The organism is Variovorax paradoxus NBRC 15149 (assembly GCF_001591365.1).
Taxonomy (GTDB): domain Bacteria; phylum Pseudomonadota; class Gammaproteobacteria; order Burkholderiales; family Burkholderiaceae_C; genus Variovorax; species Variovorax paradoxus.
In genome coordinates this window covers 2,124,248-2,149,001 of sequence record NZ_BCUT01000001.1, presented here as the reverse complement: position 1 = coordinate 2,149,001, position 24,754 = coordinate 2,124,248, and the positions used below count along the sequence as shown (strand labels likewise).

Below are 24,754 nucleotides of genomic sequence, written 5' to 3'. Positions count from 1 at the left end.
AAGAGGCCGAGGATCAGGCCTCGCCCTTCACCTTCAGCCGCCACGCATGCAGCAGCGGCTCGGTATACCCGCTCGGCTGCTCGATGCCCTTGAACACCAGGTCCTGCGCGGCCTTGTACGCGGCCGAGGTGTCGAAGTGGCCGGCCATCGGCTGGTACACCGGGTCGCCGGCGTTCTGCTCGTCGACCACCTTGGCCATGCGCTGGAAGGTCTCGTCGACCTGCGCCTTGGTCACCACGCCGTGCAGCAGCCAGTTGGCGATGTGCTGGCTCGAGATGCGCAGCGTGGCGCGGTCTTCCATCAGGCCCACGTTGTGGATGTCGGGCACCTTGGAGCAGCCCACGCCCTGGTCGATCCAGCGCACCACGTAGCCGAGGATGCCCTGCACGTTGTTGTCGATCTCCTGCTGCTTCTCGGCCTCGGTCCAGTTGGCCGCGGGGGCGATGGGCACCTGCAGCAGCGCATTGAGGATGTTGTCGCGCTCCGCGTCGGCGTCGATCTTCTCGAGCTCCTGCTGCACGGCCGTGACGCTGACCTGGTGGTAGTGCAGCGCGTGCAGCGTGGCGGCGGTGGGCGAGGGCACCCAGGCGGTGTTGGCGCCGGCCTTGGGGTGCGCGATCTTCTGCTCGAGCATGGCGGCCATCAGGTCGGGCATGGCCCACATGCCCTTGCCGATCTGCGCCTTGCCGCGCAGGCCGCACGAGAGGCCGACCAGCACGTTGTTCTTCTCGTAGGCGCCGATCCACGCGCTGGACTTCATGTCGCCCTTGCGGATCATCGGGCCGCCGTGCATGGCGGTGTGCATCTCGTCGCCGGTGCGGTCGAGAAAACCGGTGTTGATGAAGGCCACGCGCGCGGCGGCCTCGGCGATGCAGGCCTTGAGGTTGACGCTGGTGCGGCGCTCCTCGTCCATGATGCCGAGCTTCACGGTGTTGGCGGGCAGGCCGAGCAGCTGCTCGACGCGGCCGAACAGCTCGCTCGCAAAGGCCACTTCGGCCGGGCCGTGCATCTTGGGCTTGACGATGTAGATGCTGCCGGTGCGCGAGTTGCCCTTGCGCTTCAGGTCGATCATCGCGATGGTGGTGGTGACCACGGCATCGAGGATGCCTTCGGGGATTTCCTTGCCGCCCGCATACAGCACGGCCGGGTTGGTCATCAGGTGGCCCACATTGCGCAGGAACATCAGCGAGCGGCCGTGCAGCTTCACGGGGCGGCCGTTGGCGCCGGTGTATTCGCGGTCGGGATTGAGGCCGCGCGTGAAGGTCTTGCCGCCCTTGGCGACTTCTTCCGTGAGCGTGCCCTCGACGATGCCGAGCCAGTTCGCGTAGGCGACCACCTTGTCGGCCGCGTCGACCACGGCCACCGAGTCTTCGAGGTCGAGGATGGTCGAGAGCGCGGCTTCGAGCACCAGGTCGCTGACGCCGGCCGCGTCGCCCTTGCCGATGGGCGTGCTGCGGTCGATGCGGATGTCCAGGTGGATGCCGTTGTGCTTCAGCAGCACCGACGACGGCGCGGCCGCATCGCCCTGGTAGCCGATGAACTGCGCGGGGTCGGCCAGGCCGGTGCTGCTGCTTTGCAGCGCGACGATGAGCTTGCCGTCCTTCACGCTGTAGCCGGTCGCCATCTTGTGCGAGCCGTTTTCGAGCGGCGCGGCCTGGTCGAGCACGTTGCGCGCGAACTCGATGACCTTGGCGCCGCGCACGGGGTTGTAGCCCTTGCCCTTTTCGGCACCGCCGGTTTCGGGAATGGCATCGGTGCCGTACAGCGCGTCGTACAGCGAACCCCAGCGCGCGTTGGCGGCGTTGAGCGCGTAGCGTGCGTTGAGGATCGGCACCACCAACTGCGGGCCGGCCTGCAGCGCGAGCTCGGAATCGACGTTCGCGGTGGTGGCCTTCGCGCCCTTGGGCTGCGGCAGCAGGTAGCCGATCTTCTCGAGGAAGGCGCGGTAGGCCGGCATGTCGGCGATGGGGCCGGGGTTCTTCTTGTGCCAGGCATCGAGCTCGGCCTGCAGGCGGTCGCGTTCGGCCAAGAGCGCGATGTTCTTCGGCGCGAGGTCATGGACGATGGCGTCGAAGCCTTTCCAGAAAACATCGCTGGCCACGCCGCTGGCGGGCAGGACCTTGTCTTCGATGAAGCGGTGAAGCTCGGTCGCAACCTGGAGGCCGTGGGTGGTGGTGCGGGCGGTCATGTTTTTTCTCTCCTTGAGAACGGTGCAATGCTGAATGAAATGAGGAGCGGTGTCTGTCAGAAGAACCCGAGCACGTCGCGCAGGCTGCTGCCGATGCGTTCGGGCTGCGTGCCGAGTTCTTCGAACGGGAGCTGGTAGCGGTTGACCCAGAGCGTGCGAAAGCCGAACCAGGTGGCGCCGAGCGCGTCCCAGCCGTTGCAGCTGACGAAGGCGATGCGCGCGGGCGGCAGGCCGGTGGCGACGACGCCGAGCTGGTACGCGTCGGGATGCGTCTTGTACTTGCGGATGCCGTCGACGCTCAGCACATGGTCCAGCAGGCCATCGAGCCCGGCGCCGCGCACGGCGGCGTCGAGCATGCCGGGGTCGCCGTTCGAGAGGATGCCGGTGGCCACGCCGCGGTCCTTGAGCGCCTGGAGCACTTCGCGGCATTCGGGAAAGGCCGTGAGCGTGCGGTACTGGTCCATCAGCTGCTGCTCGGCGGCTTCGGTCAGGCCGAGGCCCAGCCGCTTGCAGGTGTAGCGCAGCGCGGCGCGCGTGAGTTCGCCGAAGGGCCGGTAGTGCGCGCCGTGGTTGCTGGTGGTGACGAGGCGCGTGTATTCGATCTGCTTGTCGCGCCAGCCCGCGGCCAGCGCCTGCCCCTGGCCCGCGAACAGCCGCTCGGCCGTGTGCCCGACGCTGTAGACGTCGAACAGCGTGCCGTAGGCATCGAAGAGCACTGCGCCGGGTTGATCCATGGCTTGGACTTTATTCGATACTTTGCCGGTTGGTAATAACCAAGATCGGGATTTATCAGTGACAAAAATGAAGGTAATCGCAGGAAGACCTGCGTTTTCTCTTCCTTTTTGTCAGAGGGCTCCGCTCAGCTCACGGGCCGCGGCGCGTACCGGCTCGATGTGGCGCGCGTCGTAGCGGTGCGCCGGCATCGTCAGCGTGACCGCCGCGGCCAGGCGGCCGCCGGCGTGGAACACCGGTGCCGAGATGCCGGCCAGCTCGGCCGTGCGGTCGCCCACCAGCGCGCAGTAGCCCTGGGCGCGGATCTCGTCGTACAGCTTGCGCTCCCTGGCGCCGCGCGGGCGCTCGGCCTCGGGGCCGAAGGCGATCAGCACGCGCGCGCCAGCGCCGCGGTCGTTGGGCAGCAGGTCGCCCGCGCGCACGTGGTCGCGCACCACATGCGAGGAATCAACGCGGAACTGGCACAGCCGCACCCAGCTGTCGCCCTGTTCCTGTCGTACGTGATACGCCGCGCTCTCGCCCGTGGTGGCGGCCAGCGCGCGCAGCACCGGCAGCACGATGCGGTCGAGCGACAGCGACGCCGCATAGAGGCCGTGCAGCCGCGCGATCTCGGCGCCCAGCGCATAGCGCCCGTCGTCCTGCCGGCGGATCAGCCGCGCATGTTCGAGCGAGGCAAGAAGCCGCAGCACCGTGCTCTTGTAGAGCTGCGTGCGCTCGGCGAACTGCGCGAGCGTGAGCGCCTCGTCGCCGGGTTGGAAGGCCGAAAGCAGGCTCAGCGCGCGGTCGACCGCGGCGGCGCCGCCGGGCGCGGCATTGAGGTCTGAAACCGATTCGGTCTGGGCTTTGCGGGGCATGGCGTCGGCTTGACAGGGAAAGTCGTTCGGCGGTTTAATTCTGTTTAACGGAATTTAGTTCTGTAAGATAGAACTGTCAAGCGATCGATGCCCGGTCAGGCGATCGCTCCAAGGAGACGAAACCGATGACACCCCCCGACGTCCTCATCAGCGAGGTCGGCCCGCGCGACGGCCTGCAGTCGGTCAAGGCCACCATGCCCACGGCGGACAAGCTGCGCTGGATCGACGCGCTTCACGCCGCCGGCGTGCGCGAGATCGAGGTCGCCTCCTTCGTGCCCGCCAGATTGCTGCCGCAGATGGCCGACGCCGCCGAGGTGGTGCGCCACGCCATCACCTTGCCCGGCCTCACCGTGATGGCGCTGGTGCCCAACCGCAAGGGCGCGCAGGCGGCGCTCGAAGCGGGCGTGCACAAGCTCACGATGCCGGTCTCGGCCAGCGTGGCGCATTCGCTCGCCAACGTGCGCAAGACGCCGACCGAAATGGTCGAGGAAGTGCGCGCCATCTCCGAGCTGCGCCGCGCGATCGCGCCGCATGTGAAGCTCGAGGCCGGCATCTCCACCGCCTTCGGCTGCACGCTGCAGGGGCTGGTGCCGGAAGACGACGTGATCCGCCTCGCCGCGCAGTGCATCGAGGCCGGCGCGGAAGAAGCGGGCCTGTCGGACACCGTCGGCTACGCCAACCCCGCGCAGGTGCGCCGGCTCTTCAGGCGCCTGCGCGCCGAGCTCGGCGCGCACGCCGGCGCCGCCCACATGCACAACACGCGCGGCCTCGGCATCGCCAACTGCCTGGCGGCGTGGGACGAGGGCGTGCGCACCTTCGACGCCTCGCTCGGCGGCCTTGGCGGCTGCCCGTATGCGCCCGGCGCCTCGGGCAACGCGGTCACCGAGGATCTCGTCTTCATGTTCGAGGCCATGGGCGTTCGCACCGGCATCGACATCCAGAAGCTCATCGCGGCGCGCGCGCCGCTCATGGCCGGCCTGCCCGGCGAACCGGTCTACGGCATGACGCCCGAAGCCGGCCTGCCCAAGGGCTTTGTTCAACAGACAACCACCGCACATGCCTGAATCCCAACCCCTGCCGTACGCCGACGTCCGCGTCGTCGAGTTCACCCACATGGTGATGGGCCCGACCTGCGGCCTGCTGCTGGCCGACCTCGGCGCCGAGGTCATCAAGGTCGAGCCCATCGAGGGCGACAGCACGCGCCGCCTGCTCGGCTCGGGCTCGGGCTTCTTCCCGACCTTCAACCGCAACAAGAAGAGCATCGCGCTCGACCTCAAGACACGGGAGGGCGTGGAGGCCGCGCTGCGCCTCGTCGCCACGGCCGACATCGTGAGCGAGAACTTCAAGCCCGGCACCATGAAGAAGCTGGGCCTGGACTACGACAGCCTGAAGCAGCTCAACCCGCGCCTCATCTACGTGAGCCACAAGGGCTTCCTGCCCGGCCCCTATGACCATCGCACGGCTCTGGACGAAGTGGTGCAGATGATGGGCGGCCTCGCCTACATGACCGGCCGCGCGGGCGACCCGCTGCGCGCGGGCACCAGCGTGAACGACATCATGGGCGGCATGTTCGGCGCCATCGGCGCGATGGCCGCGCTGCGCCAGCGCGAGCTCACCGGCAAGGGCTGCGAGGTGCAGTCCGCGCTGTTCGAGAACAACGTGTTCCTGGTCGCGCAGCACATGATGCAGTTCGCCGCCACCGGCAAGGCCGCCGACCCGATGCCCAGCCGCATCTCGGCCTGGGCCGTGTACGACGTGTTCACCGTGAAGGACGGCGAGCAGATCTTCCTGGCGGCCGTGAGCGACAAGCAGTGGGCCATCTTCTGCAGGGCCTTCGGCCTGGAAGAAATGCTGGCCGACCCGCGCTTGAAGACCAACAACGACCGCGTGCTCGCGCGCGACTGGATGATGCCGATCCTGCGCTCGCACTTGGCCGGCTACAGCGCCGCCGAACTCAGCGCGCTGTTTGAGCAGAACGAGCTGCCCTTCGCGCCCATCACCAAGCCGCAGCAGCTGTTCGACGATCCGCACCTCAACGCCACCGGCGGCCTCGCGCCCGTGCGCATGAACGACGGCCACATGGCCAAGGTGCCGCTGATGCCCTTCACGCTCGACGGCGAGCGCCCCGGCATCCGCCTGCAGCCGCCGCGCGTCGGCGAGCACACGGGCGAGCTGCTGAAGGAAGTGGGCTATGGCGACGAAGAAATCGCCGCCCTCAAGACACGCAACATCATCCTTGGAGACTGAGCCATGGCTTTCATCCCGCGGCGCGCCTTGCCCGCTTTGCTGTTTCTTTGCGCCGGAGCTACGGCGGGCCTTTCCGCCCTGGCCGCAGACACCGCGTGGCCGAGCAAGCCGGTGCGCCTGGTGGTCCCGTACGCGCCCGGCGGCACCACCGACTACGCTGCGCGCCAGATCGCGCAGAAGCTCAGCGAGCAGACCGGCGCCTCGTTCTACGTGGAGAACAAGGCCGGCGCGAGCGGCACGATCGGCTCCAGCCTGGTGGCCAAGTCCGCGCCGGACGGCGGCACCTTCCTGGTCAACGACACCACCTACGCAATGCTGCCGCACCTCTTCAGGAAGCTGCCCTGGGAGCCCGCCGACCTGGTGCCGGTGACGACCATCGTCGATGCGCCGCTCGTGGTGGTGGTGGGCGCGGACTCGCCCTACAAGAGCGTGGCGGCGCTGATCGACGAGGCCCGCAAGAACCCCGGCAAGCTGACCTTCGGCTCGGGCGGCGTGGGCAGCTCCACCCACCTGGGCGGCGAGCTGCTCAAGCAGAACGGCAAGCTCGCGCTGACCCACGTGCCCTACAAGGGCGCGGGCGAAGCGATGCTGGGCGTGGTGTCGGGGCAGGTCGACGTGCTGGTCACCGCCGCGCCCACGGCCATCCCGCAGGTCAAGGGCGGCAAGGTGCGCGCGCTGCTCGTGACCTCGCCGCAGCGCCTTGCCGCCTTGCCCGAGGCGCCCACCAGCACCGAAGCCGGCCTGAAGGACTTCACCGCCACCAACTGGTTCGGCATCGCGGCGCCCAAGGGCACGCCGCAGCCGATCATCGACAAGCTGCAGGCCGAGGTGAAGAAGGCGCTGGCATCGCCGGACCTCGCGAAGCGCTTTGCGGAGCAGGGCGCCAGCCCGGGCGGCCTGTCCCCGGCCGATTTCGGCAAGTTCGTTCACGGCCAGACCCAGGCCTGGGGCCAGGTGATCAAGGCCGCGGGCGTGCAGCCCGACTGACCCCACCGGAGACCATGCAGCCATGTGGAACCTGAGCTTCCAGCCGCCCGAGATCATCGAAGCGCGCGTGCTCACGCGCCTGCCCGATGCGTTTCGCGCGCCGCGCCGCACCGACTGGGTCGACGCCAACAAACCGGGCCACGTGATGGACAGCTTCCTGGAAGGCCCCGCGTTCGACCGGGCCGGGAACCTGTACGTCACCGACATTCCCTACGGCCGCATCTTCAGGATCGCTGCGGCATCGCTCGAATGGCAGCTCGTGGCGGCCTACGACGGCTGGCCCAACGGCCTGGCGGTCCATGCCGACGGCAGCCTGTGGATCGCCGACTACCGGCGCGGCATCCTGCGGCTCGATGCGGCCGGCGGCGCGGTCGAGACGGTGCTCGGCCATCGCAACAGCGAATCCTTCAAGGGCGTGAACGACCTCGTCTTCGACCTGGAAGGACGGCTCTATTTCACCGACCAGGGCCAGACCGGACTGCACGATCCCACCGGCCGCGTCTACCGGTGGAATGCCGATGGCCGCCTCGACCTGCTGCTGGCCAACGCGCCCAGCCCCAACGGCGTGGCAACCAGCGGCGACGGCAAGGTGCTGTTCGTGGCCGTCACCCGCGGCAACCAGGTCTGGCGCGCGCCGCTGCTGCCCGACGGCAGCCTCTCCAAGGTCGGCGCGCTGCAGACCTTCTTCGGAACCAGCGGCCCCGACGGGCTTGCGCTCACGGCCGATGGCGGGCTGGTCGTTGCCCATGCCAGCCTGGGCGGCGCCTTCGTGCTCAATGCGCGCGGGGAGGTCACGCACATGGTCCGCAGCCCGGCCGGCCAGACCGTGACCAACCTTGCCTTCCGGCCGGGCACGCGGCAGCTGGTGCTCACCGATTCGGCCACCGGCAGCGTGCTGGAAGCCGAGCTGCCGGTGGGCGGAGCGCCGCTCTATTCGCACTCCATGTACTCGCGGGCCCAGAAATAGCCGCGGCGGGCGCCGGCCCAGGCCCGCGGCGCCGCGGGCTATAGTTCCGCCGCCATGGACCGCCTGAAGCAACTCGAATCCTTCGTCTCGGTGGCGACCCGCGGCGGTCTCACGGCCGCGGCCAAGGCCGAGGGCGTGGCGCCTGCGATCATGGGGCGGCGTCTCGACGCGCTCGAGGCGCGGCTGGGCGTCAAGCTGCTGGTGCGCACCACGCGGCGCATCACGCTCACGCACGAAGGCAGCGCCTTTCTCGAGGACTGCCAGCGCCTGCTGACCGAATTCGCCAATGCCGAGGCCAGCGTGAGCGCCGGCGGCGTCAAGGCCAGCGGCCACCTGCGCGTGACGGCGCCGGCCGGCTTCGGTCGCCGCCACGTGGCGCCGCTGGTGCCGCGCTTCCATGCGCTGCACCCGGAGGTCACGATCTCGCTGAACCTGAGCGACCGCGTGGTCGACGTGCGCGGCGAGAGCTTCGACTGCGCGGTGCGCGTGGGCGACATGCCCGACTCGTCCTTGGTCAGCGTGCGGCTGGCCGACAACCGCCGCCGCTGCGTCGCCACGCCGGAGTTCGTGCGCCGCCACGGCATGCCGCGGCATCCGAACGAGCTGTCGCGCTTTGCCTGCCTCACGCTGTCGAGCGACGCTTCGCAAACGCGCGGCTGGGCATTCCGCGTTCCGCGCGCCCCGGCGGCTGCCGGCGAGGAGGGCGGCGAAGAGCTGATCTACCTGCGGCCCGAAGGCCCGCTCGATTGCTCCGACGGCCAGGTGCTGCACGACTGGTGCCTGGCCGGCCACGGCATCGCGTGGCGCAGCACCTGGGAAGTGGAGGCCGAGATCGATGCCGGCCTGCTGGTGCCGCTGCTGGATGAATTCGCCGCGCCGCCCAACGGCATCTACGCGGTCTTCGCGGGCACCAAGCACCTGCCGCTGCGGGTGCGGCTGTGGCTTGATTTCCTCAAGGAGCAGTACGGACGGCCCGAATTCTGGGGCGGCAGGGCATAAAGCGCGCGAGCGGCGGCACAATCTGCAAGCATTTGCAACTCATTGAAGAAGAAAGCCATCGATGACCCTCGAAGCCATCCTCGCCTACCTGCATCTGCTGGCCATCCTCACGATGGTCGTGTTCATCTCCAGCGAAGCGGCGCTGTGCCGCGTGCAGTGGCTCAATGCCGCGGTGGTGGAGCGGCTCGCCAAGGTCGACATGGTCTACGGCATGGCCGCCATCGCGGTGCTCGCCACCGGCATCGCGCGCACGGTGTGGGGCGTGAAGGGCACGGCGTGGTATTGGACCAACCCGCTGTTGCATGTGAAGCTCGGCTTGTTCATCATCGTCGGCGTGCTCTCGATCTTTCCGACGCTCACCTACTTCCGCTGGCGCAAGGCGCTGCGCGCCAACGGCACGCTGCCGGCCGAGGCCGACATCCGCAAGACGCGCCGGCTGGTGATGGTGCAGGCCCACCTGATCGCGCTGATCCCGCTGGTCGCCGTGTTCCTCGCGCGCGGCTTCGGCAAGTAGGCGCGCATGGAACGCGCCGGCATCCAGCTCCTGTTTGCCGGCACCATCTTCAGCAGCGCGTTCCTGCTGTTCCTGGTGCAGCCGCTGATCGCCAAGCAGATCCTGCCCTGGTTCGGCGGCTCGGCCGCCGTCTGGTCGACCTGCATGGTGTTCTTCCAGGCCGTGCTGCTCGCGGGCTATGCGTACTCCGACTGGGTCACGCGCCGCCTTCGCGTGCGCGCGCAGGCGGCGCTGCACGTGGGGCTGCTGCTGGCGAGCCTGGCCTTCCTTCCGCTGGTGGTGGCCGCGCGCTGGAAGCCCACCGGCGCCGAAGACCCGGCGTGGCTGATCCTGGGGCTGCTGCTCGCGACCATCGGCCTTCCGTACTTTCTTCTGTCGACCACCGGGCCGCTGGTGCAGTCGTGGGTGGCGCGCACGCCCTGGAGCGCGCGGGTGTACCGCTACTTCTCGCTCTCCAACCTGGCGTCGCTGCTGTCGCTGCTGAGCTACCCGGTGCTGATCGAGCCGCGCAGCTCGCTGCTGCAGCAGGCGCTCGGCTGGTCGTGGGGCTATGGCCTGTTCGCGCTGCTGTGCGCCGGCACGACATTGCTGGTGGCGTACCGCTGGCCGGCGGCTGTGCCGGTTGCCGCGGCGCCCGGCCAGGCCGCGGCCGCCGCCGATAGCGAAAAACCGCCGCGCTGGTCCGACGGCCTGCTCTGGCTCGTGCTGCCGGCGCTGGCGTCGTGGCTGTTGCTGGCCGTGACCAACCACATCACCCAGAACGTCGCGGCGGTTCCCTTTCTCTGGATCGTGCCGCTGTCGCTGTACCTGTTCACCTTCGTGCTGTGCTTCGAGAGCGACCGCTGGTACCGGCGCGGCGTCTTCCTGCCGCTGGCGGCGGGCGTGCTGCTGCTGTGCGCCTTCGGGCTGCAGCACCACATCGGCTCGGACGTGCGCACGGGGCTGCCGATCTATGTCGGTGGCCTGTTCGTGCTGTGCATGTTCCTTCACGGCGAAACCGCCAGGCTGCGGCCGGCGCCGCGCTATCTCACGCGCTTCTACCTGATGCTCGCGCTCGGCGGCGCGCTGGGCGGCGCCACGGTCGGGTTGGTGGCGCCGCATGTGCTGCCGGCCTACTACGAGCTGGGCATCGGCCTGGTGCTGACGGCGCTCGCGGCGGCGGCCGTCCTGCGCCGCCGGAACTGGCTGCGGGCCATGAGCGTGGCATTGGCGGCCGGCTGCGCATACTTCCTGATGGCGCAGATCGCGAGCGACAGGTCGGACGCGCGCCACCTGCTGCGCAATTTCCATGGCGCGCTGATCACCTTCGACATGCGGCGCCTCCACCCGTCGGACAGCGTGCGGGTGCTGTCGCACGGCTCCATCAAGCACGGCGAGCAGTTCCTGGACCCGGCCCGCCGGCGCGAGCCCACCACCTATTACGGCGCCACCTCCGGCATCGGCCGCGCGATGGCTGCCGCACCGGCCGGGCCGCGCCGCGTGGGGCTGATCGGCCTGGGCGCCGGCACACTCGCGAGCTACGGCCGCAGCGGCGACGCCTACCGCATCTACGAGATCAATCCGCAGGTGTTCGAGCTCGCGGACAGCGAATTCAGCTTCCTGCGCGACAGCCCCGCGCGCATCGAGCGCGTGCTCGGCGATGCGCGGCTGGCGCTGGAGCGCGAGCCGCCGCAGGGCTTCGACCTGCTTGCGGTGGATGCCTTCTCGGGCGATGCGGTGCCGGCCCACCTGCTCACAGCGCAGGCCATGGATGTCTACCTGCGGCACATGAAGCCGGATGGCATCGTGGCCTTCCATGTGACCAACCGTTTCCTCGAGCTCGCGCCCGTGGTCGCGCGGATCGCCGAGCTGAAGGGCCTGCATGCCGTGCTCGTGAGCGACGACGCCGAAGCCTCGCGGTGGCTCAGCCCGACCGACTGGGTGCTGGTGGCGCGCGATCCCGCCGTGCTGGCACGCGAGCCGGTGCGCGCCGCGGCCTCGCCGATCGTGCTGCGCGCCGGTGTCCGCCCCTGGACCGACGATTTCAACAACCTGCTGAGCGTGCTGAAGTAGCCATGAAAAAGGCCCGCACGCGGCGGGCCCTGTTTGCGCAGGCTGGAGCGCGGTGCGGCTTCAGGCCTTGGCGTCCTTTTCGCACTTCTTCATGAAGCTGTTCTTGGCGGCGCCGGCCAGCGGCTTGCCGTTCTTGTCGACGGCCTTGGCTGCGCAAGCGGGTGCTGCGGCGGCCTTGGTGTCTTTTTCGCACTTCTTGATGAAGCTGCCCTTGGCGGCGCCGGCCAGCGGCTTGCCGTTCTTGTCGATGGCCTTGGATTCGCAGCTCGCGGCGGGCGCTGCCGCGGTGGCGGGCGCTGCGGGGGTGGCCGCCGCAGGAGCGGCGGGGGTCGCGGGGGTGGCCGGCGTGGCCGCAGGTGCGGTGACAGGCGCCGGAGCCTTGGCAGCCGGGGCCTTGTCTTGTGCCTGTGCGGCGCCGAAGGAGAGACAGGCGCCCAGGGCGACCAGGGAAAGGAACTTCTTCATGGTGATATGTCCTTGCAAGGTGGGTTGTGACAGGTGCCCCGCCCCGGGGCCGAGGCTTCTAACGGCCCAAGCCAGCGATCGGATGACGATGGTCAACGGCGCCCCGGGTTTGCCCCCGGTAAAATTCGCAGATGCTATTGGTCAAACAGGAGCTGCTCGCGGCGCTCGCGAACACGCTCGAATCCCTCTCGCCCGGCGCTGGCTCCAAAGCCGCGTTCGAGTCGCCCAAGGTGGCTGCCCACGGCGATTTCGCCAGCACGGCCGCCATGCAACTCGCCAAGCCGCTCGGGCGCAAGCCGCGCGAACTGGCCGAGGAGCTCAGTGCCGCGCTGCTCGCCACCCCGGTTTTCGGCCAGTGGGTCGAAGCCATCGAGGTCGCCGGCCCCGGTTTTCTCAACATCCGCCTCAAGACGGCTGCCAAGCAGCAGATCGTGCGCGAGGTGCTGGCCGCGGGCGGCGCCTTCGGCCAGCAGCCCGCCACCGGCGAAAAGGTGCTGGTCGAGTTCGTCTCGGCCAACCCGACCGGGCCGCTGCACGTCGGCCACGGCCGCCAGGCCGCGCTCGGCGACGCCATCTGCAACCTGCGCGCCTCGCAGGGCGACACCGTCTGGCGCGAGTTCTACTACAACGATGCCGGCGTGCAGATCCAGACGCTGGCCCACAGCACCCAGCTGCGCGCCCGCGGCTTCAAGCCCGGCGACCCCGAATGGCCGAGCGGCGAAAAGGCGCCCGCCTACAACGGCGACTACATCGCCGACATCGCCGAAGACTTCAAGGCGAAGAAGACCGTCAAGTCGGACGACCGGGAATACACCGCCAGCGGCAACATCGACGACCTCGACTCCATCCGCGAATTCGCCGTGGCCTACCTGCGCCGCGAACAGGACCTGGACCTGCAGGCCTTCCGCGTGCGCTTCGACAACTACTACCTCGAATCCAGCCTCTACACCAGCGGCCGCGTCGAGGAGGCGGTGCGCAAGCTCGTGGCCGCCGGCAAGACCTACGAGCAGGACGGCGCGCTGTGGCTGAAGTCGACCGACTACGGCGACGACAAGGACCGCGTGATGAAGAAGCAGGACGGCACGTACACGTACTTCGTGCCCGACGTCGCCTACCACATCGCCAAGTGGGAGCGCGGCTTCCACAAGGTGGTCAACATCCAGGGCACCGACCACCACGGCACCATCGCGCGCGTGCGCGCCGGCCTGCAGGCGGCGGGCGTGGGCATTCCCGAGGGCTACCCCGACTACGTGCTGCACACCATGGTGCGCGTGATGAAGGGCGGCGAAGAGGTCAAGATCAGCAAGCGCGCCGGCAGCTACGTCACCTTGCGCGACCTGATCGAGTGGACCAGCACCGACGCCGTGCGCTTCTTCCTGCTGAGCCGCAAGCCCGACACCGAGTACACCTTCGACGTCGACCTCGCGGTGGCCAAGAACAACGACAACCCGGTTTATTACGTGCAGTACGCCCACGCGCGCATCTGCTCGGTGCTGGCGGGCTGGGGCGGCGACGCGGCTGCGCTCAAGGACGTGGACCTGTCGCCGCTCGAAAGCCCGGCCGCGCAGGCGCTCATGCTGCTGTTGGCCAAGTACCCGGCCATGCTCACGGCCGCCGCCAAGGATTTCGCGCCGCACGACGTCACCTTCTACCTGCGCGAACTGGCGGCCAGCTACCACAGCTACTACGACGCCGAGCGCATCCTGGTCGACGACGAGCCGGTCAAGCTGGCGCGGCTCGCGCTCGTCGCAGCCACCGCGCAGGTGCTGCACAATGGCCTCGCGATTCTCGGCGTCAGTGCGCCGAGCAAGATGTGAACTGACTATGAAGAAGACAACCAGACAACGCGGCAACATCGTCATCGGGCTCATCGTCGGCCTGGTGCTGGGGTTGGGTGTCGCGCTGGGCATCGCGGTCTACGTGACCAAGGTGCCGATCCCGTTCGTGACCAAGACCCAGCGCGGCGGTGCCGAGCAGGACGAAGCCGAAGCCCGCAAGAACCGCGACTGGGATCCCAACGCGCCGCTGGCGGGCAAGGCCGGCGCGCCCAAGCCGCCGCCGGCCGCGGCCGGCCCGGTGGCGCCACCGGCCGGCGGCGACACCGCGGCCGTGGCGCCGGGTGCGGCCCCGCCCGCGCCGCCGGTGCCGGTGGTGGTGGCTCCGAAACCCGCGCGCCCGGCCCCGGTGCCGGCCGAGGCCAATTCCCTGCCGCCGTCGAACGATCCGCTCGGCGACCTGGCCCGTGCGCGTTCTGGTGGCAGCACCACCACGGCCTCCGCCGCGCCCAGCAGCAACAACAGCGCGGCGCCGGGTGCCGATCCGTTCATGTACTTCGTGCAGGCGGGCGCCTTCCGCACCACCGACGATGCCGAGGCCCAGCGCGCCAAGCTGTCGCTGATGGGCGTGGAGGCCCGGGTCACCGAGCGCGAGCAGGCCGGCCGCACGGTCTACCGGGTGCGCGCGGGTCCGTTCAACAAGAAGGACGACGCTGATCGCCTGAAGGAACGGCTCGACAGCGGCGGCCTCGAATCGGCGCTCGTGCGCGTGCAGCGCTGAGCTCGCCGGCAGCCGTCACGGATATTCTTTAAGCTTCGCCGCGCGGCACGGGCCGCCGCCAGGATCGTCCTGGGCATGCCGCACGCGGGAACTCCGCGCGGCGCGCCGGCTCAGTCTGCCGTACCCAACAGGAGAACTCTTTCAATGAAACGTCGTGACTTTTCGCTGGCCGCCACCTCGCTGGGCCTGCTTTCGCTGGCTGGCAACAGCGCGCACGCCCAGGCGCGCGTACCCAAGGCCGGCACCGAGTACCTGGTGCTCGACAAGCGCGTGCCGGTCGACGCGCCGGCGGGCAAGGTCGAGGTGATCGAGTTCTTCTCGTACAACTGCCCGCACTGCAACGACTTCGAGCCGCAGCTGGAAGCCTGGCTCAAGACGGCCCCCAAGGAAGTGGCCTTCCGCCGCGTGCCCGTGCCTTTCGTGGGCAACGACGTCGAGGCCAAGCAGCGCCTGTACTACGCGCTCGAAGCCATGGGCAAGGTCGATGAATTCCAGCCGAAGGTCTTCGACGCCATCCACAAGCAGCGCCAGAACGTGAACGGCGACGCCAACATCATTGCCTGGGCCGGGGCCAACGGCCTGGACGGCGCCAAGTTCAAGGAAGTCTTCACCTCCTTCGGCGTGGCCAGCAAGGCCAAGCGCGCCGCGCAGCTGACCGACGCCTACAAGGTGGCCGGCGTGCCGGCGCTGGCCGTGAACGGGCGCTGGTACGTGGACGGCGAACTGGCCGGCAACATGACCAAGGCGCTGCAGGTCACCAACTACCTGATCGGCGAAGCGAAAAAGGGCTAACCCCCAGGCTGCGCGGCACTTCGTGTCCGCTGCGCCCACCCCCTTGCAGGGGCGGCACCTGCGGCCCGGCAAAGCCGGTTCCGCGGTGTCTCCCGATGGGGACACCGGCCCGCTTCGGCGGGCCTTTTTCATCGGCGTTGGTGGCTGGTGCTGATCCGCCGCATACAATGGTTCAGAGCAAGTTTCGTGCCTCTATGACATTGCCCTCCTATCCCCACACCACCCCCTTCGTTCGCCGAATCCGCCGCCTGGCCGCCGGCGCGCTGCTGCTGGCCGGCCTGGCCTCGGGCGCGCTGGCCGAGACCGCCGACCGCAGCAAGCCGATGAACATCGAATCCGATGCGATGCGCTACGACGACCTCAAGCAGACGAGCGTGTTCACGGGCAACGTGCTGGTCACCAAGGGCACGATCATCATCCGCGGCGCGCGCATCGACGTGCGCCAGGACGCCGAGGGCTACCAGTACGGCGTGGTCACGGCGGCGCCCGGCAAAAGGGCCTACTACAAGCAGAAGCGCAATGCGCCCGACGAGTGGATCGAGGGCGAATCCGAGGTCATCGAATACGACAGCCGCGCCGACAACGTCAAGTTCATCCGCAATGCCGTCATGCGCCGGCTGATCGGCGCCACGCCCAACGACGAGAGCACCGGCGCGCTCATCGTCTACGACCAGAGCAACGACACCTACACGGTCAACGGTTCCACCGTGCCGCCCAACACGGGCGTGAACGCACCCCCAGGCGGACGCGTGCGGACCATCCTCACGCCCAAGAGCGCCACCGCGCCGGCGCCCGGAGCCTCGGCGCCCGCCGGCGGACGGGCCGCGCCAGCGGCGGCCGCGCCCCAGCCGGCACCCGGTGCCGGCCTGCGCTCGAGCACCACGCTGGGCGGCGACGGGGAAAGGCGCAAGTGATCGAAGCCGCTGGAACCCAGAACGCCGACGGCACGCCGGGCAGCCGCCTGGTGGTGCGCGGCCTGCAGAAGAGCTACGGCAGCCGCAAGGTCGTGCGGGATGTCTCGCTCGACGTGCAAAAGGGCGAGGTCGTCGGGCTGCTCGGCCCCAACGGCGCCGGCAAGACCACCTCGTTCTACATGATCGTGGGGCTGGTGCGGGCCGATGCGGGCGAGATCACCATCGACGGCGAGCCCATCGCCCACATGCCGATCCACCGGCGCGCGCGCATGGGCCTGAGCTACCTGCCGCAGGAAGCCTCGATCTTCCGCAAGCTCACGGTCGAGGAAAACGTGCGCGCCGTGCTCGAGCTCCAGCGCGAGCCCGACGCCAGCGGCAAGCCCGCGCCGCTAACCAAGCAGCGCATCGAGGAGCGCCTCTCGGGCCTTTTGGCCGACCTGCGGGTGGACCATCTTCGCGATTCGCCCGCGCTCGCGCTCTCGGGCGGCGAGCGGCGCCGGGTCGAGATCGCCCGCGCGCTGGCCACGCAGCCGCGCTTCATCCTGCTGGACGAGCCCTTTGCCGGCATCGACCCGATCGCGGTGATCGAAATCCAACGGATCATCAGCTTCCTGAAGGAGCGCGGCATCGGCGTGCTCATCACCGACCACAACGTGCGTGAAACGCTGGGCATCTGCGATCACGCGTTCATCATCAGCGACGGGCATGTGCTGGCACAAGGCACACCCTCGGAGATCGTCGACAACGCCGAAGTACGCAGGGTGTACCTCGGCGAGCACTTCCGGATGTAAGGGAGGAGTCGGTCTCCATGAAGCAAGGGCTGTCCCTTCGCGTTTCGCAGCACCTGGCGCTCACGCCCCAGCTGCAGCAGTCGATCCGGCTGCTGCAGCTGTCCACGCTCGAACTGAGCCAGGAAGTGGAGCAGATGCTGGACGAGAACCCGTTCCTCGAACGCACCGCGGAAGAAGCCGCGCGCGAGGAATTCGGGCTCGACGCCATCGACACGCCGGTGCCGCGCGACGAGGCCGGTGAAGCCGCCGAGGGCGAATTCAGCTCGGCCCCGGCCAGCAGCGCGACCGCCACGTCCAGCGAAACCGCCTCCACGGCCGAGTCCGAGGTTCCCGCCGCCGACGCCACCGAGCGCGAGCCCGACTGGGAAGGCGACGGCACCGTCGACATGGCGCCCGACGACAGCGAATGGGGCAGCGATGCCCCCGCGCGCCAGAACAACCTGGGCGACGACGAGCGCGCCGACGCCACCGAGCTCGCGCGCAGCCAGGAGTCGCTGCAGTCCTTCCTGCACCGGCAGGCGCTGAGCCTGCGGCTGAACGAGAACGACAGCGCCGCGCTGCGCTTCCTGATCGAATCGCTCAACGACGACGGCTACCTGGAGGATTCGCTGCCGGCGCTGGCCTCGGGCCTCGCGGGCGACGACAACGACCAGTTCGACGAGCTGGTGCACCACTTCCAGGTGGCGCTCGGCCTGCTGCAGAGCCTGGAGCCGGCCGGCGTCGGCGCGCGCGACCTGGGCGAATGCCTTTGCATCCAGCTGCGCGCGCTCGCCAGCGAAAGCGAGACCGAGGAACAGGCGCTGGTGCGCAAGACCGCCATCGCGATCTGCAAGCAGCCGATGGAGCTGCTCGCGCGGCGCGACTTCAAGCGCCTGGCCACGCTCACGCGCACCAACGAAGAGCTGGTGCGCTCGGCGCTGCAGGTCATCTCGCGCCTGGAGCCCAAGCCGGGCCGCCGCTTCGTCGACGTCGAGCGCAACATCGTCATTCCCGACGTGATCGTCACCAAGATCGGCCGCGGCACCAATGCCAAGTTCCGCGTCATGCTCAATCCCGAGGTGATGCCGCGGCTGCGCGTGCACGACATCTATGCAGGCGCGCTCAAGTCGCACAAGGGCGAGGGCAGCCAGGCGCTGTCGCAGCGGCTGCAGGAGGCGCGCTGGTTCATCAAGAACATCCAGCAGCGCTTCGACACCATCCTGCGCGTGAGCAACGCCATCGTCGAGCGGCAGAAGAGCTTTTTCGTGCACGGCGAGCTCGCGATGCGGCCGCTGGTGCTGCGCGAGATTGCCGACGAACTGGGCCTGCACGAATCGACCATCTCGCGCGTGACGACGGCCAAGTACATGTCCACGCCTTTCGGCACGGTCGAGCTCAAGTACTTCTTCGGCTCGGCGCTGGGCACCGAGACCGGCGGCAATGCGTCGAGCACCGCGGTGCGCGCGCTGATCAAGCAGTTCGTGAGCTCCGAGAGCATCAAGAAGCCGCTGTCCGACAGCCAGATCTCCGAGATGCTCAAGGAGCAGGGCATCGAGTGCGCGCGCCGCACCGTGGCCAAGTACCGCGAGGCCCTGCGCATCGCGCCCGCCAACCTCCGCAAGGCGCTGTAGAAAGCCGCCGATGGCCCGTCGCCTGCTGTCGCGCTGTGGGCAATGGGTCTTCGCCATGGCGGCGGTGCTGCTGTTCGCCGGCTGCGCCACCCTGCCCGACGAGGCGCCGCGCCCGGCCACCCGGGCCATGGCCGCCTCGGCCGACACCGCGCTCGGCAAGATCGCGCAGGCCTCGCAGCCCGACCCCGACCTGAGCGGCTTCCGCCTGATGCCGGGCGGCGACTTTGCCTTCGACACCCGCATCCAGCTCGCGCGCCGCGCCCAGCGCACGCTCGACGTGCAGTACTACCAGATCGAGAACGACGAGACCGGCCGCTACCTGCTGCGCACGTTGCGCGATGCGGCCCGGCGCGGCGTGCGCGTGCGGCTCCTGATGGACGATCTCTACACCTCGGGCGAGGACGAGCTGCTGCTCGGCCTGGCCGCCACGCCGAATGTCGAGCTGCGCCTGTTCAATCCCTTTCCGGCCGGGCGCGGCAGCCTGCTCAGGCGCTTCACCGCCTCGCTGTTCGACTTCAGCCGCGTCAACCGGCGCATGCACAACAAGCTCTTCATCGCCGATGGCGCGATGGCGGTGGCGGGCGGGCGCAATATCGGCAATCAGTATTTCAGGCGCACGGCGGGCGAGAATTTTCTCGATCTCGATACCTTCGTCGCCGGCGCGCTGATTCCGCGCCTGGGCGCGCTGTTCGACCAGTACTGGAACAGCGTCTATGTGCGGCCGGTCCAGTCGGTGGTGGCGAGCGCGCTGACACGTGACGAGCTGCAGAAGCGCTTCGACACCGCCACCGGCCCGGACACCACGCCGCCGCCGCCCCGGCCCGCGCCCAACGACCTGCTCGGCTACAGCCCGATCGCCGAAGACCTGGATGCCGGCAAGCTCGACCTGATCTGGACGCTGGCCGAGGCGTATGCCGATTCGCCCGAGCGCGTGATCGGCAAGACCGCCTCGTACGGCGGCGTGCCGCTGCTCGACGTCGACAGCGTGCGCTACAACGTGGTCGAGCAGATGCGCCGCGCGCGCTCCGAGGTGACCATCGTCTCGCCCTACCTGATCCCGGGCAAGGCGGGGCTCGAAGTGATGCGCGAGATCCGCCGGCGCAACGTGAGGATCAGCATCGTCACCAATTCCTTCGCCGCCACCGACGAGCCGCTGGTCCACACGGCCTACCGCCGCTACCGGCCCGAGATGCTCGAGCTCGGCGCCGAGCTGTACGAACTGAGCACCACGCGCACGCGTCGCAGCGTGCGGCTCGGCCTGTTCGGCACTTCGGTGGGGCGGCTGCATGCCAAGTCGGCGGTGATCGACCGGCAGGTTCTTTTCGTCGGCTCGATGAATTTCGACCCGCGCTCCGAAACGCACAACACCGAGATCGGCCTGTTCATCCGCAGCCCCGAGATGGCGCAGCAGACGCTCAAGCTCATCGAGGTGCTGAAGCAGCAGGGCGCCTACCGGCTGCGCTTTGCGAAGGACAGCGGCAATGCGCGCATCGAGTGGATCAGCGAGGAGGAGGCCGGCCGGACCACCGTGCTGAACGAGGAGCCCGACTCCGATTTCTGGGGCCGCACCATGCTCGAGATGCTGGCGCCGCTGACGCCCGAGAGCCTGCTGTAGCCCGCGCGGCTCAGCTGCTGCTGCGCACGCCCGACAGCAGCTTGAGGCCCAGCAGCACCATCACGCCGCCGGCCGCGCGGTCGATCCAGGCCTTGTAGCGCAGGTAGGCCGAGCGCGGCGCCGCCGACGAGAGCGCCAGCGCGACGACCGCGTACCAGCCGGTCTCGATGCAGAAGATCACCGCCGGCACCGCGAGCGCCAGCGCCAGCGGCACCTCGCGCGGCAGGAAGGCCGCGAAGATGCTGGCGTAGACCACCGCCGTCTTCGGGTTGCTGACCTGCGTGCCCATGCCCAGGAGAAACGCGCGCCGCGCATTGCCGCCCGTGCCTGCGGCCGCGCGTTCGTCCTGCGCGGTGGACAGCGGCTCGCGCGCACCGCGCCAGATGCGGATGCCCAGATAGACGAGATAGGCGCCGCCGAGCAGCTTCACCGCCAGGTACAGCGCCGGCACCGCGAGGAAGGCCGCCTGCAGCCCGACCAGCGCCGCAATCGCGAACACCACGCCGCCCGCGCCCATGCCCAGCGCCGCGGCCAGGCCGTCGCGGCGCGACGACGACACGGCGGTGCGCGCCACCATGACGAAGCTCGGTCCGGGGCTCATGGCCCCGACGATCATCGCGCCCGCGATGCCCAGCAACGGAACCGTGATGCCGCTCATGGTCCTATTGCTGCACGTTCACGGCTTCGACCTGCACCAGCAGCTTCACCTTGTTCTCGAAGCCGAAGTTCAGGCCCCAGGTGATGCCCCAGTCGCTGCGCTGCACCGTCGTCTCGAAGTCGCCGCCGCAGACCTGGCGGTTGATGAGCGGGTTCAGGTAGCAGTTGAAGCGCACGGCCCTGAGCGTGACCGGCTTGGTCTGCCCCATCAACGTGAGCGTGCCCGGCACGTCGGCCACCTTGTCGCCGTTGAACTCGATGCGGTCCGCCACGAAGCGCCCGGTCGGGAATTCGGCCACGTTGAAGAAGTCCTTGCTTTGCACGTGGCGGTTGAGCAGGTCGACGCCGGTGTTGATGGAGCTGATGTCCATCGTGATGTCGACCTTGCCGCTGTTGCCGCTGCCGTCGATCTGCACCGAGCCGTCCTTGGTGCTGAAGCGGCCGCGGTTGGTGGTGGTGCCGTAGTGCCCCATCTCGTACATCACGAAGGTGTGGGTGGGGTCGATCACGTAGCTGGCGTTCTTCACCGGGCCGCCCGCGGGCTTGGCGGCAACGGGCGGCGCGGTGTATTCCTGTGCCAGGGCAGGGGTGGCAAGGGCCGCCGCGGCTGAGAGCGCGGCAGCGAGGAGGAGCTTCTTCATGGCAATGGGCGTGCGTGGCGTGAGAACGAAATAAAGGAATTCAGAGCGGACCGAAGCCCGCGAGCGTGAACTTGAAGCGAACCAGCACCTCGTTGCCGACCACCGAGGTGTCGGTCCACTCGCCGTCGCCCACCTTGTAGTCGAGCCGCTGGATCGTAAAGCTTCCGCTGGCCACCGCGTGGCCGTTGGCCGGCGCAATGCTCACCGGCACCGTGATCGGGCGCGAGATGTTCTTGATGGTGAGCTTGCCCGCCATCTCGAAGCGGCCGTCGCCCAGCGCCTTGATCGCGCTCGACTGGAAGCTGGCCTGCGGAAAATGCGCCGTGTCGAACCACGGCGGCTTGGGCAGTTCGGCGTCGCTCATCGGAACGCCCAGCGACGCGCTGCCCGTGTCGATCTGCAATGCGACCGTGCCGCCTTCGGGCTTGCGCGGGTCGAAGGCCACCTGCGCATCGAACTTCTTGAACGTGCCCTCCACCGGCACGCCCATCTGCTTGCTCACGAAGGCGATCTGGCTCTTGTCCGCCACCAGCCGGGTGGCCGTGGCGGGCTCGGCGAGCGCGGGCGCGAGAGGGGCGAACGCCAGGGCGGCCGCAAGACAGAGACGGGAGGTGCGCTTCATCCGGCGGATTCCTTGCGTGGCGCGGGCCACATGCGTTTCAAGATGCCATCGCGGTCGATCCAGTGGTGCTTGAGCACCGCCGCCACGTGCAGCAGCGCCACCGCGGCCAGCGTGAAGGCGCTGCCCTTGTGCAGCGGCTTGAGCACCGCCTCGGCCCATTCCTTGTCGACCGGCACGAAGTCGGGCAGCGGCAGCACACCGAACCACACGACCGGAAAGCCCAGCGCCGAACTGTAGGCCCAGCCGAACAGCGGAACCGCCAGGAACAGCAGGTACATCAGCGCGTGGCTCGCGCGGTAGCTCCTGCGCTGCCAGCGCGGCATGGCCGCCGCCGCAGCGGCCGGCAGCGGCGGCGGCGGATGGCGCAGCCGCCACAGCAGGCGCACGGCCGACAGCAGCAGGATCGTCACGCCGGCCCATTTGTGCCAGTTGTAGAGCTTGATGCGCGCCGGCGAGAGCGGCAGGCCGGTCATGTAGAGGCCGACGCCGAGCGAGCCGACGATCATGGCCGCGAGCAGCCAGTGCAGCGCCATGGCGACCGGGCCATAACGCAGCTCGCGCAGGCCGCGCGGATCGGCGGGCGCATCGGCCATGGCGGCGGGGTGGGAGGGGGTGTCGATGGACATCGGGGGCAGGACCGGCGGCCTGTGCGCGGAGCATATATCGGAAGCGGTGAAGGCAGTGCACGAGCCGTGCCAGACGCACCGCCCGCCCGGTCAGCGCCCCGATGCCGCCTGCTGCGCCTGCACCAGCACCGCATGCAGCTCGGCCGGCTGTACCGGCTTGCGCAGCGCATGCCAGCCGCGCTCCGCGGCCAGCCGCTGGGTGGCTTCGCCGATGTCGGCCGAGACCAGCGCGATGGCGAGCGAGGGCTTCTGCCGCTGCAGCCGTTCCGCCAGCGCGATGCCGTCGAGCGCGCCCGGCAGCCGAATGTCGCACAGCGCCACGTCGAGCGCGCGCAGGTCGGCCAGCGCCAGCGCCTCGGCCGCGCTGGCGTACACGCGCGGCGCGAGCTGCCATTGCTGCAGCAGCGCGCCGAGGCTGTCGGCCACCACGGCGTTGTCTTCCACCACCAGCACGGCCAAGCCGGGCCGCAGGGCGTGCGCCGCGCCAGACCGGGGCTGCGCCGCGGGCGCGGGAGCCGCCACCGGCGCATCGGCCGGCGCCGCGGGCAGCTCGAAGCCGAACACCGAGCCCCGCCCCGGCGCCGAACGCAGCGACACCTGGATGCCGAGCTGCGCGGCCAGCCGCCGCACGATCGCCAGGCCCAGCCCATGGCCGCGCTGCAGGTTGCGCTCCACGTTGCCGATCTGCTCGAAGTCGCCGAACACGCGCTCCTGCGAGTCCGCCGCAATGCCGATGCCGCTGTCGCGCACCTCCACCCGCCAGGCGCGCCCGGTGTCGCGCCGGCGTGCGCGCACAGCCAGCAGCACCCGGCCGCGCGGCGTGAACTTGACGGCGTTGTCGACAAGGTTCGCCAGCACGCGGCGCAGCGACACCGCATCGGCCCAGCCCACCGCATCGGCGGGGCAGCGCACCGTGACGCGGCCATTGCCGGCCTGGCGCGCGAGGTCGGCCAAAAGCGGCGCCAGCGGCACCGCCACCGGCTGCAGCGGATCGGCCGCCGCCTCGATGCGGCCGATCTCGAGCAGCTGGTTGGTCAGCCCTTCGAGCGCCTGCTGCGCGCGCGCGAGCGAGGCCACCGTGTGCTGCACCACGGGCGCATCGGCGCCGTTGTCCAGCTGCTGGCGCAGCACCTCGGCCTGCAGGCCGATGGCCATCACCGGCTGGCGCAGGTCGTGGTTGGCGGCCGAGAAGAAGCGCAGCCGCTCGGCCTGCGCCTGCTCGGAGGCGCGCAGCCCGGCCAGCGCCTGCTCGCGCAGGCTGCGTTCATTGAGGCGCAAGCCGATGTTTTCCTCGAGCTGGCGCGAATGCTCGGCCACCAGCTTCCACATCATCGCGGTCAGGCCGATGCCGATGAGCGCCACCGCCTTCATGGCCGGCGCGCCGAGCCAAAGGCCGGTCACGATCACCGGCGCCAGCAGCAGCGTGATCGCCAGCTGCGTGGCCGGAACGTAGAACGACACCGAGAACGCCGAGGACAGCGTCATGCCCATCAGCATCAGCCCGAGCAGCAGCTGCTGCTCGGGCTGGCCGGGGTTGAACAGCAGCACGCCGGCCAGGCCGTGCGCCAGCTCCCAGATGCCGGTGCGCACCGTGTGCGTGCGCTGTGCATCGCGCAGGCTCTGCAGGGTGAAGGGGTCGGGCAGGCGCTGCGGAAAGAAGCCGCGCATGAGCGTCACGGCGGTGATGAGCGAGATCCACACCAGTGCGCGGGAAAGCGAATACTGCCAGGCGAAGAGCGCCGCCACGCCGCAGTTCAGCAGGTATTGCGCCAGCAGCACCGGCCCGATCGGGCGGATCGACAGCCGCAGCACCTCGCACTGGATGGCAAAGCGCCCATCGTCGTCGGCGACAGCCGGAGCAACCATGGGCGCGGTGGTGGAATTCATCGGCCGATCCACTATATTGAGAAGCGGCCCGGCGCGGC

At 69.3% G+C, this 24,754-nt stretch carries 23 protein-coding genes; 14 read left to right on the top strand and 9 right to left on the bottom strand.

Translation table 11 applies throughout. The features are described from left to right. Positions 1-13: 13 nt before the first annotated feature. The 3 genes from VPA02S_RS10045 to VPA02S_RS10035 form a co-directional block, all read right to left on the bottom strand. A complete protein-coding gene (locus VPA02S_RS10045; protein ID WP_062363743.1) occupies positions 14-2,188 on the bottom strand; it encodes a malate synthase G in 2,175 nt (724 codons plus the stop codon). Positions 2,189-2,244: 56 nt separating this feature from the next. Further along, positions 2,245-2,922 (bottom strand): haloacid dehalogenase type II, encoded by a 678-nt coding sequence (locus VPA02S_RS10040; RefSeq protein ID WP_062363740.1) that lies wholly within the window; start codon positions 2,920-2,922, stop codon positions 2,245-2,247. A 111-nt stretch (positions 2,923-3,033) separates the two neighbouring features. Beyond that, positions 3,034-3,774, bottom strand: coding sequence for an IclR family transcriptional regulator (locus VPA02S_RS10035; protein ID WP_062363738.1), 741 nt, complete (start codon positions 3,772-3,774; stop codon positions 3,034-3,036). Positions 3,775-3,899: 125 nt separating this feature from the next. Between VPA02S_RS10035 and VPA02S_RS10030 the strand changes: the two genes are divergently transcribed. From VPA02S_RS10030 to VPA02S_RS10000, 7 genes are all read left to right on the top strand, one after another. Next, complete coding sequence (locus VPA02S_RS10030) at positions 3,900-4,838, top strand: hydroxymethylglutaryl-CoA lyase (RefSeq protein WP_062363735.1); 939 nt, start codon at positions 3,900-3,902, stop codon at positions 4,836-4,838. Further along, on the top strand, positions 4,831-6,021 hold the full coding sequence (locus VPA02S_RS10025) for a CaiB/BaiF CoA transferase family protein (RefSeq protein WP_062363732.1): 1,191 nt from the start codon (positions 4,831-4,833) through the stop codon (positions 6,019-6,021). The genes VPA02S_RS10030 and VPA02S_RS10025 overlap by 8 nt, the downstream gene beginning before the upstream one ends. A 3-nt stretch (positions 6,022-6,024) precedes the next feature. Further along, entirely contained in the window at positions 6,025-7,008 is a 984-nt protein-coding gene (locus tag VPA02S_RS10020) for a Bug family tripartite tricarboxylate transporter substrate binding protein (protein WP_062363729.1), read from the top strand. 22 nt (positions 7,009-7,030) lie between these two features. Beyond that, entirely contained in the window at positions 7,031-7,975 is a 945-nt protein-coding gene (locus VPA02S_RS10015; protein ID WP_062363726.1) for an SMP-30/gluconolactonase/LRE family protein, read from the top strand. Between the two features lie 54 nt (positions 7,976-8,029). Beyond that, on the top strand, positions 8,030-8,974 hold the full coding sequence (locus tag VPA02S_RS10010; RefSeq protein ID WP_062363723.1) for a LysR family transcriptional regulator: 945 nt from the start codon (positions 8,030-8,032) through the stop codon (positions 8,972-8,974). A gap of 61 nt (positions 8,975-9,035) precedes the next feature. Continuing rightward, entirely contained in the window at positions 9,036-9,488 is a 453-nt protein-coding gene (locus VPA02S_RS10005) for a DUF2214 family protein (protein WP_012745621.1), read from the top strand. A gap of 6 nt (positions 9,489-9,494) precedes the next feature. Further along, entirely contained in the window at positions 9,495-11,540 is a 2,046-nt protein-coding gene (locus VPA02S_RS10000) for a spermidine synthase (RefSeq protein ID WP_062363720.1), read from the top strand. A gap of 60 nt (positions 11,541-11,600) precedes the next feature. Here the strand turns inward: VPA02S_RS10000 and VPA02S_RS32065 are convergent, their stop codons facing one another. Next, positions 11,601-12,005 carry a hypothetical protein gene (locus VPA02S_RS32065; protein WP_018904011.1) on the bottom strand — a complete coding sequence of 135 codons (405 nt, stop codon included), beginning with the start codon at positions 12,003-12,005 and terminating at the stop codon, positions 11,601-11,603. Between the two features lie 131 nt (positions 12,006-12,136). Between VPA02S_RS32065 and argS the strand changes: the two genes are divergently transcribed. From argS to VPA02S_RS09960, 7 genes are all read left to right on the top strand, one after another. Further along, positions 12,137-13,822 carry an arginine--tRNA ligase gene (gene argS / locus VPA02S_RS09990; RefSeq protein ID WP_062363717.1) on the top strand — a complete coding sequence of 562 codons (1,686 nt, stop codon included), beginning with the start codon at positions 12,137-12,139 and terminating at the stop codon, positions 13,820-13,822. A 7-nt stretch (positions 13,823-13,829) separates the two neighbouring features. Continuing rightward, positions 13,830-14,561 (top strand): SPOR domain-containing protein, encoded by a 732-nt coding sequence (locus VPA02S_RS09985; protein ID WP_062363714.1) that lies wholly within the window; start codon positions 13,830-13,832, stop codon positions 14,559-14,561. Positions 14,562-14,705: 144 nt separating this feature from the next. After that, positions 14,706-15,353 carry a thiol:disulfide interchange protein DsbA/DsbL gene (locus VPA02S_RS09980; protein WP_062363712.1) on the top strand — a complete coding sequence of 216 codons (648 nt, stop codon included), beginning with the start codon at positions 14,706-14,708 and terminating at the stop codon, positions 15,351-15,353. A gap of 194 nt (positions 15,354-15,547) precedes the next feature. Next, complete coding sequence (gene lptA / locus VPA02S_RS09975) at positions 15,548-16,267, top strand: lipopolysaccharide transport periplasmic protein LptA (RefSeq protein WP_018904014.1); 720 nt, start codon at positions 15,548-15,550, stop codon at positions 16,265-16,267. Then, complete coding sequence (lptB, locus tag VPA02S_RS09970; RefSeq protein WP_018904015.1) at positions 16,264-17,058, top strand: LPS export ABC transporter ATP-binding protein; 795 nt, start codon at positions 16,264-16,266, stop codon at positions 17,056-17,058. Before lptA ends, lptB begins: the two co-directional genes overlap by 4 nt. A gap of 17 nt (positions 17,059-17,075) precedes the next feature. Further along, positions 17,076-18,668, top strand: coding sequence for an RNA polymerase factor sigma-54 (locus tag VPA02S_RS09965; protein ID WP_062363710.1), 1,593 nt, complete (start codon positions 17,076-17,078; stop codon positions 18,666-18,668). A gap of 10 nt (positions 18,669-18,678) precedes the next feature. Continuing rightward, complete coding sequence (locus VPA02S_RS09960) at positions 18,679-20,283, top strand: phospholipase D family protein (protein ID WP_062363707.1); 1,605 nt, start codon at positions 18,679-18,681, stop codon at positions 20,281-20,283. A 10-nt stretch (positions 20,284-20,293) separates the two neighbouring features. On the opposite strand, the gene VPA02S_RS09955 is transcribed toward VPA02S_RS09960, so the two are convergent. From VPA02S_RS09955 to VPA02S_RS09935, 5 genes are all read right to left on the bottom strand, one after another. After that, on the bottom strand, positions 20,294-20,941 hold the full coding sequence (locus VPA02S_RS09955; RefSeq protein WP_062363705.1) for a LysE family translocator: 648 nt from the start codon (positions 20,939-20,941) through the stop codon (positions 20,294-20,296). A gap of 4 nt (positions 20,942-20,945) precedes the next feature. Continuing rightward, the gene (locus VPA02S_RS09950) at positions 20,946-21,581 is read right to left on the bottom strand and encodes a YceI family protein (protein WP_062363702.1); all 636 of its coding nucleotides are present in this window, start codon (positions 21,579-21,581) and stop codon (positions 20,946-20,948) included. Between the two features lie 40 nt (positions 21,582-21,621). Then, positions 21,622-22,203, bottom strand: a complete 582-nt coding sequence (locus VPA02S_RS09945; RefSeq protein ID WP_062363699.1) for a YceI family protein — start codon at positions 22,201-22,203, stop codon at positions 21,622-21,624. Beyond that, positions 22,200-22,829 (bottom strand): cytochrome b, encoded by a 630-nt coding sequence (locus VPA02S_RS09940; RefSeq protein ID WP_062363696.1) that lies wholly within the window; start codon positions 22,827-22,829, stop codon positions 22,200-22,202. The genes VPA02S_RS09945 and VPA02S_RS09940 overlap by 4 nt, the downstream gene beginning before the upstream one ends. A gap of 90 nt (positions 22,830-22,919) precedes the next feature. Next, a complete protein-coding gene (locus VPA02S_RS09935; RefSeq protein WP_062363693.1) occupies positions 22,920-24,716 on the bottom strand; it encodes an ATP-binding response regulator in 1,797 nt (598 codons plus the stop codon). Between the last annotated feature and the right edge of the window lie 38 nt (positions 24,717-24,754).